The 6,561-nt window shown below is 44.5% G+C and carries 6 protein-coding genes; 4 read left to right on the top strand and 2 right to left on the bottom strand.

Annotation, left to right across the window (positions count from 1 at the left end):
- Positions 1-268 precede the first annotated feature (268 nt).
- The gene (locus tag C8D97_RS08650) at positions 269-460 is read right to left on the bottom strand and encodes a hypothetical protein (RefSeq protein ID WP_109763364.1); all 192 of its coding nucleotides are present in this window, start codon (positions 458-460) and stop codon (positions 269-271) included.
- Positions 461-487: 27 nt separating this feature from the next.
- The gene (locus C8D97_RS08645) at positions 488-1,222 is read right to left on the bottom strand and encodes a YdcF family protein (RefSeq protein ID WP_109763363.1); all 735 of its coding nucleotides are present in this window, start codon (positions 1,220-1,222) and stop codon (positions 488-490) included.
- A 207-nt stretch (positions 1,223-1,429) separates the two neighbouring features.
- On the opposite strand from C8D97_RS08645, the gene leuS reads away from it, so the two are divergent.
- From leuS to nadD, 4 genes are all read left to right on the top strand, one after another.
- Positions 1,430-4,045: a leucine--tRNA ligase gene (gene leuS, locus C8D97_RS08640; RefSeq protein ID WP_109763362.1), complete on the top strand. Its 2,616-nt coding sequence runs from the start codon at positions 1,430-1,432 to the stop codon at positions 4,043-4,045.
- 105 nt (positions 4,046-4,150) lie between these two features.
- Positions 4,151-4,717, top strand: a complete 567-nt coding sequence (locus C8D97_RS08635; RefSeq protein ID WP_170115196.1) for an LPS-assembly lipoprotein LptE — start codon at positions 4,151-4,153, stop codon at positions 4,715-4,717.
- Complete coding sequence (holA, locus tag C8D97_RS08630; protein ID WP_109763360.1) at positions 4,707-5,726, top strand: DNA polymerase III subunit delta; 1,020 nt, start codon at positions 4,707-4,709, stop codon at positions 5,724-5,726. The genes C8D97_RS08635 and holA overlap by 11 nt, the downstream gene beginning before the upstream one ends.
- A gap of 121 nt (positions 5,727-5,847) precedes the next feature.
- Entirely contained in the window at positions 5,848-6,549 is a 702-nt protein-coding gene (gene nadD / locus C8D97_RS08625; RefSeq protein WP_109763359.1) for a nicotinate-nucleotide adenylyltransferase, read from the top strand.
- Positions 6,550-6,561: the final 12 nt, after the last annotated feature.

Here is a 6,561-nt window from a genome sequence, read left to right as displayed (position 1 = left end):
AAATGCGCTTGCCATTGAGGTTCAAATAACAAACAAAAATCATCGACATCTACGTAAATTGCCTCTAAATTAGTCATGCCCTTGTCCTGTGTGATATTTCTTTTTTCGTCGAAAGATCAGATCACCGCAAAGGCATTTAGTTCACTTTTCTTATCCGCAGCTCAGGTTTATTAGGTATCTTTTGTTGGAAATGAAACTTTTGAATTCATAAGTTGTTATGTACTTCAAACTATCTCGCCATTATTTTTATTGTTACTATAGGATTTCATCAGACCTTATCTTTAACGGATAAATATAGCTCAGTCGTTTGTTTTATTTTTTGTGAAACCATACCTTCTGGAGTACCGTTTCCAACCCTGCCTTCTACTTTTGATTCGCTGGCTTCAAATTTTGTAATCAAATCGTTACAGAAGTTTGCTGAAAGTGCGTTTTTATAAATTCTAAAAAAATCTTGATTCATCTGTATGGTGCGCAATTTAAACTAAAATTATAGAAGTAAAGATTTTAACATGGTAATGCTGTGAAAGCATGATTCAGGCGAGGCTAATAAACTCAATTTCGATGCGGTTGGTGGGCTCTTCGATGGTAATGAAATAAAAATATGTTTGAAGTTGCTGTTTGTGGTTATATGATTGTTAGCTGAGCTGCTAATTAATACTTTTCGCATATTTGAAGTGGCAATATCAACAGAGTTATTTGTGAAGTTATAGCTGTTTTTGAGATTGGTAACCATCCAATTCACCTCTGCCCCAAACTCATCGGTAAGTACCTGATTCATAAGCACTGCTTCAGGTGTAGACTCGCCATTTGGTGTGCCACCGACCACCATAATTGGGAAGCCGGTTTTGCGTTGTAAAAAGGCGCCGTAGCGGAGGATTTCCAGTGTTTCGGCGTTGACGGTTTCTGTTAGACCATATTCTTCAGCCCCTTTGCGACGGCCAGCGCTTACCAGAACGATAGCGGTGGGTATTTCATCGTTTTTTAATGCTTCTATTTGCTGCATGGTCAGTGGTTTTGACTGGGGCAGCATGGCCTCTAACCAAGCGCTCATTAGTGGTGTGCTCATTAAATACAGACTAACTGCTGAAAATGTTAGCAATGACTTTGCTGTTTTTGGCCAAGATTTCCAAAGACCCCAGGCGATCAGACCAAGTAATAAATTAAGTCCGGGTGGCAATAACAATGATTCGGTGAGTAGAGTAAAAAAGCCTGTATTTGCCATGGTCGCGGGTATTTTCCTGTTAATGAGCCAAAAGTCACGTTTGATGCGGCTTTTAGGGCATATCAGTTGGTGCTGTGGCCTCGGCTGCGTTATTATTGCGGCTTTCAGGTCAGAGCGTTCTTCGGACTTAACAGTATAAAGTATTTTGACTTGTCGCTGAATCGCGATGAGTGGTGATAAGTATAAAGATTGAGGTTGAATTCAGTAATGCAGGAACAGTATAACCCGCGGGAAATTGAGCAAAAAACACAAGACTTTTGGCATAAAAATCAGGTATTTAAAGCCGTTCAAGATGCCAGTAAAGAAAAGTATTATTGCTTGTCTATGCTGCCTTATCCTAGTGGTCGACTGCATATGGGGCATGTTCGTAATTACACCATTGGTGATGTTATCTCCCGATTTAAGCGCATGCAGGGATTTAATGTGTTGCAGCCTATGGGGTGGGATGCCTTTGGTTTACCTGCTGAAAATGCGGCAATAAAAAATAAAGCTCAGCCGGCAGACTGGACCCGACAAAATATCGCCTACATGAAAAAACAGCTGCAAAGTCTGGGCTTTGCTTATGACTGGGATCGTGAAGTGACCACCTGTGAGCCAGAGTACTATCGTTGGGAACAATGGTTTTTTACTACTCTGGTGGAAAAAGGATTGGCTTATAAAAAGCAGTCTCAAGTGAACTGGTGCCCTAACGATGAAACGGTATTAGCCAATGAGCAGGTACACGATGGCTGTTGCTGGCGCTGTGATACCCCGGTAGTTAAAAAAGATATCGAGCAATGGTTTATTCGAATCACCGAGTACGCCGAAGAACTATTAAGCAGTATTGATGATTTGGAAGGCTGGCCAGATAGTGTAAAAACCATGCAACGTAACTGGATTGGTCGTTCTGAAGGCGTCAATATGGATTTCAAGGTTGATGGCAGTGATGAAACGGTTTCCATTTACACCACCCGTCCTGACACCTTAATGGGAGCCACTTACCTGGCGGTTGCTGCGCAACATCCACTTGCGGTGCAGGCGTCTGAATCGAATAACGAATTAAAAGCCTTTATTACCGAGTGCAATCGCAGCTCAACAGCAGAAGCTGATATCGCCACCATGGATAAAAAAGGTATGCCAACGGGACGAGAGGCGATACACCCCATTAGTGGCGAAAAAATTGATATCTACGCTGCTAACTTTGTATTGATGGATTACGGCTCTGGTGCCGTGATGGCTGTGCCCGGCCATGATCAACGAGACTGGGAGTTTGCCAATAAATACGGTATTGCCATCAAGCAGGTGATAGAGCCGAATGTTGATAGCGAAGAATCTTGTGATTTAACCCAGCAAGCGTTTACTGAAAAAGGTCGACTGATCAATTCTGGCGAATTTGACGGCTTATCGTCTGAACAAGCATTCGATGCCATTTGTCAGTGGTTGGAAGACAAAGGCGTTGGCAGTAAGCAAATTAATTACCGATTACGCGATTGGGGCGTTTCACGTCAGCGATATTGGGGTGCTCCTATCCCTATGGTTAAGTTGGATGATGGGGAAATGGTTACGGCAAAAGAGTTTCCGGTAGAACTGCCCACTGATCTGGTGATGCAAGGAGCGAATTCTCCGTTGCTGGATCATCAGTCGTTTTTAAACACTGAGGTTGATGGCAAAGCCGGACGCCGAGAAACCGACACCTTTGATACTTTTATGGAATCAAGCTGGTATTACGCCCGTTATACTTCGCCGCATTGCGATACCGCCATGCTGGATTCAAATGAGGCCAACTACTGGCTTCCGGTGGATCAATACATTGGTGGTATCGAGCATGCCACCATGCATTTATTGTACTTTCGGTTTTTCCATAAACTGATGCGCGATGCTGGCCTGGTGAACAGCGATGAGCCTGCGAAGCGATTGTTAACACAGGGTATGGTGTTATCAGAAACATTTTATCGTATGGAGAACGGCGCGAAAAACTATTATTCGCCTGAAGAAGTCACCATCGAAAAAGATGAAAAAGGCAAGGTGATTAAAGCGACCCTTAAGGATTCTGGTGAGCCGGTTGAATTAGGCGGCATGGAAAAAATGTCCAAGTCGAAAATGAACGGTGTTGATCCGCAAAATCTGATCGATCTTTACGGCGCTGATACTGCCCGTTTATACACCATGTTTGCAGCACCACCAGAGCAGTCATTAGAGTGGCGAGAAGATGGTGTACAGGGGGCATTTAAATTTTTAAAACGTGTCTGGAAGTTGGTGCACGATCATTTAGAAGAAAGTCAGCATTTAGAAGAAAGCCCTGAGTTAGCGGGAGTCACTTTAAGCTCAATAGATGGTGAATTGACCAGTGAGCAAAAAGCGCTTCGTTTTAAAACTCATGAGACCATCAAAAAAGTAACCGATGACATTGAACGTCGTTACACTTTTAATACTGCAATCGCTGCCGTTATGGAACTGTGTAATACCATTGGCCGATTTAAACAAAGCAGCGAAGTTGATGCTGTGATTGTGCGCGAAGCGCTTGAAACGGTAGTGCGTTTATTAAGTCCTATTACGCCTCATATTTGTCACGAACTATGGCAGTCTCTGGGTCATCAGGAGTCGGTGATCGATGTGAGCTGGCCTGTGATGGATGAGTCAGCGCTTGAGCAGGATGAAATGGAGATGGTGGTGCAAGTCAACGGAAAGTTGCGCGCTAAAATTTCCGTTAGCAAATCCATGACAAAAGAAGCCATAGAGTCGGTTGCGTTAAATGATGAAAATGTTCAGCGGTTTACTGCGGATAAAACAGTACGCAAAGTGATTGTGGTACCTGGTAAGCTGGTTAATATTGTGGTGGCCTAATTGGTATTGCACCGAGTTTTGTTAAGTAGAACATTGTTAAAGCGACCTATGTTAAAGCGGCCACTTTTAAATAGTTGGACTCGACTGTATTGTAGAGCCTGGCTGATGGCTTTGATCGCTAGTGCCGGTTTAATGTCTTGCGGCTTTCATTTAAAGGGTACTCAAGAAACGGCGTCTTTGTCTGGGCAGAACATTAGTGTTCAGTCTGGCGCGGCGCTTATCAATATTAAGCAACGGTTGCAGCAGCGATTAAAGCAGCAAGGTGCCAATATCTCAACCTTGGTGGATGCACAACATCGCCTTGTTCTGGAGCAGGACGAGCTGAATAAACGCGTATTACTACGAGATGCCAGTGGCCGTGCCAGTGAGTTTGTACTGGTTTATACTCTTTCCGCGACGCTTTACTCGCTGACAGACGATAAGGCACTCGAATCTGACGATCCAGAGAGCTCTATTAATTCAGCTGTATCTGCTAACGCTAGCTTGTCGAACAGCAAGTCATTTTCAGTGAGCGAACAGCGCAGTTATCGTTTTGATCAGCAACAACTGATCGCATCGCACCATCAGGAACAACAATTATTGTCGGATATGCAAACAGCGGCGGTTGAAATACTGTCACGCCAGTTGGGCGCGTATCTCAGTGGTACGCCAGGAATTGCCCGTGCCGATTAAACTTGAACAACTCAAGCGTCAGCTGAATGCCGAACAGTTCAGTTTTATGATCACTGGTGATGAGCCTCTGCTGATGATGGAAGCGGGCGATTCAATTCGAGCTTTTTTGCGTCAACAGGGTTTTACCGAGCGCAGTGTGTTTGATATTGGGCGCAACTTTGATTTTAATGATGTGAGTCAGGAGTCGGATAACTTCTCTTTATTTGCAGAAAAAAAAATCATTGAATTAAGGTTTGAAAAACTGCCAGATAAAGCTCAGCAGGACGCATTAAAAGAATTACTCGAAACGCCGAATGACGACTGCCGTTATCTTATTCGTTGCCCAAAAATGGACAAGCGAAAACTATCAACCAAATGGGTGAAAAGTATTGAAGCCAACGGATTGGTGGTTCAAATTTGGCCGGTTGCGGGATATCAGTTAAATGGCTGGCTCAGTGATCGCGCAGCGCAATTGGGGCTGACGCTCACCAGTGATGCGGTACAGATGTTGGCTGATCGCAGTGAAGGTAATTTACTTGCAGCGAATCAGGATTTACAAAAATTACAGTTACTTTCATCCGAGCAGCCGGTTGATGTTGAGCAGGTTATGTCATCCGTTGCCAATAATGCAAGATACTCGGTATTTGAATTATTGGATACGGCGTTAGCTGGCAAAGCGGATAAAGTGCAAAAAATGATTCAACAACTTCAGCAAGAAGGCGTTGTTCCGATTATTCTGGTGGCAACCCTGTATCGCGAAGTTCGGCAAATGGTCAAAATGTCCGAGCAGATGGCCACCGGTCGGTCAGCGTCAGACGTGGTGAAAGAGTACCGCGTCTGGAGTTCGCGCAGTCGATTAGTCACTAATGCTCTAAATAAACTACCATTAAGAGTGTGGTTACGTATTCTGGCTCGATGCGGCCATCTGGATAAAATGTCGAAGGGTCAGGCTGAAGGCAATGTGTGGGATGAACTGATGACGTGCCTGTTGTTGATGGGTGGCAAGCTATTGTGGCGCAAGGTCATCTGACGATTATGTTGAGTATCTCTACCGCTGTGCAAGGCGTTTTAAGTTTTCATCAAGCGTATGCTTTGGTTGCTACCGGTCTGCCTAATGCTTTCGTCGTAACTTTGTTGGGGCGGCTCAGTTAATGAGTAATCGACACCCTGATTCACCCATTTTCCTGTTTGGTGGTACCTTTAATCCGGTTCATTATGGGCATTTACGGCTGGTCGAAAACCTGCACAATTTAATGCCCGAGGCTCGGGTGCGTATGATGCCAAGTGCAACACCACCGCATCGAGATGAGCCGGATGTCAGCGCGGAACATCGTCTTAATATGGTTCGGTTGGCAACAGAGTCTCTTAATCATGTGGTGGTGGATGATCGGGAGCTAAAGCGTCAGGGGCCTTCTTTTACATCGATATCGGTTGAAGAGTTGGCCAAAGAGTTTCCCAGTGCATCACTTATATTGGTGATGGGGGATGATGCCATGGCCGGATTTCAAAGTTGGCATCAGTGGCAAGATATTATTGAGCGGGTCAATATTTTGGTGATTGCCCGGCCAGGCGCAACGCAACAGTGGCTTGCGCCAGAAGTGGAGCAATCGATTATTCGTTGTGACCATGTCGAGTCATTGCTGCACAATAAAGCATTTGATGCCAAGGTTGAGACTTTGTCGAAACCTATGGAAACGTTTAAATCCACTGGACGATTGTATCGTTATCAGTGCCCGCTGCTGGATATTTCTGCAACTCAAATCCGGCAATTAATTACTCGTCAGCAATCCTGCCGTTTTTTACTGCCGGATTCTGTCATAAAATACATAGAGCAACATCGGCTCTATCATTAATTTAAGGTTTAT

This window comes from Pleionea mediterranea, from assembly GCF_003148745.1.
Classification (GTDB): Bacteria; Pseudomonadota; Gammaproteobacteria; order Enterobacterales; family Kangiellaceae; genus Pleionea; species Pleionea mediterranea.
Note: the sequence above shows the minus strand (reverse complement) of the source record. Positions and strands in the feature narration are given on the sequence as shown.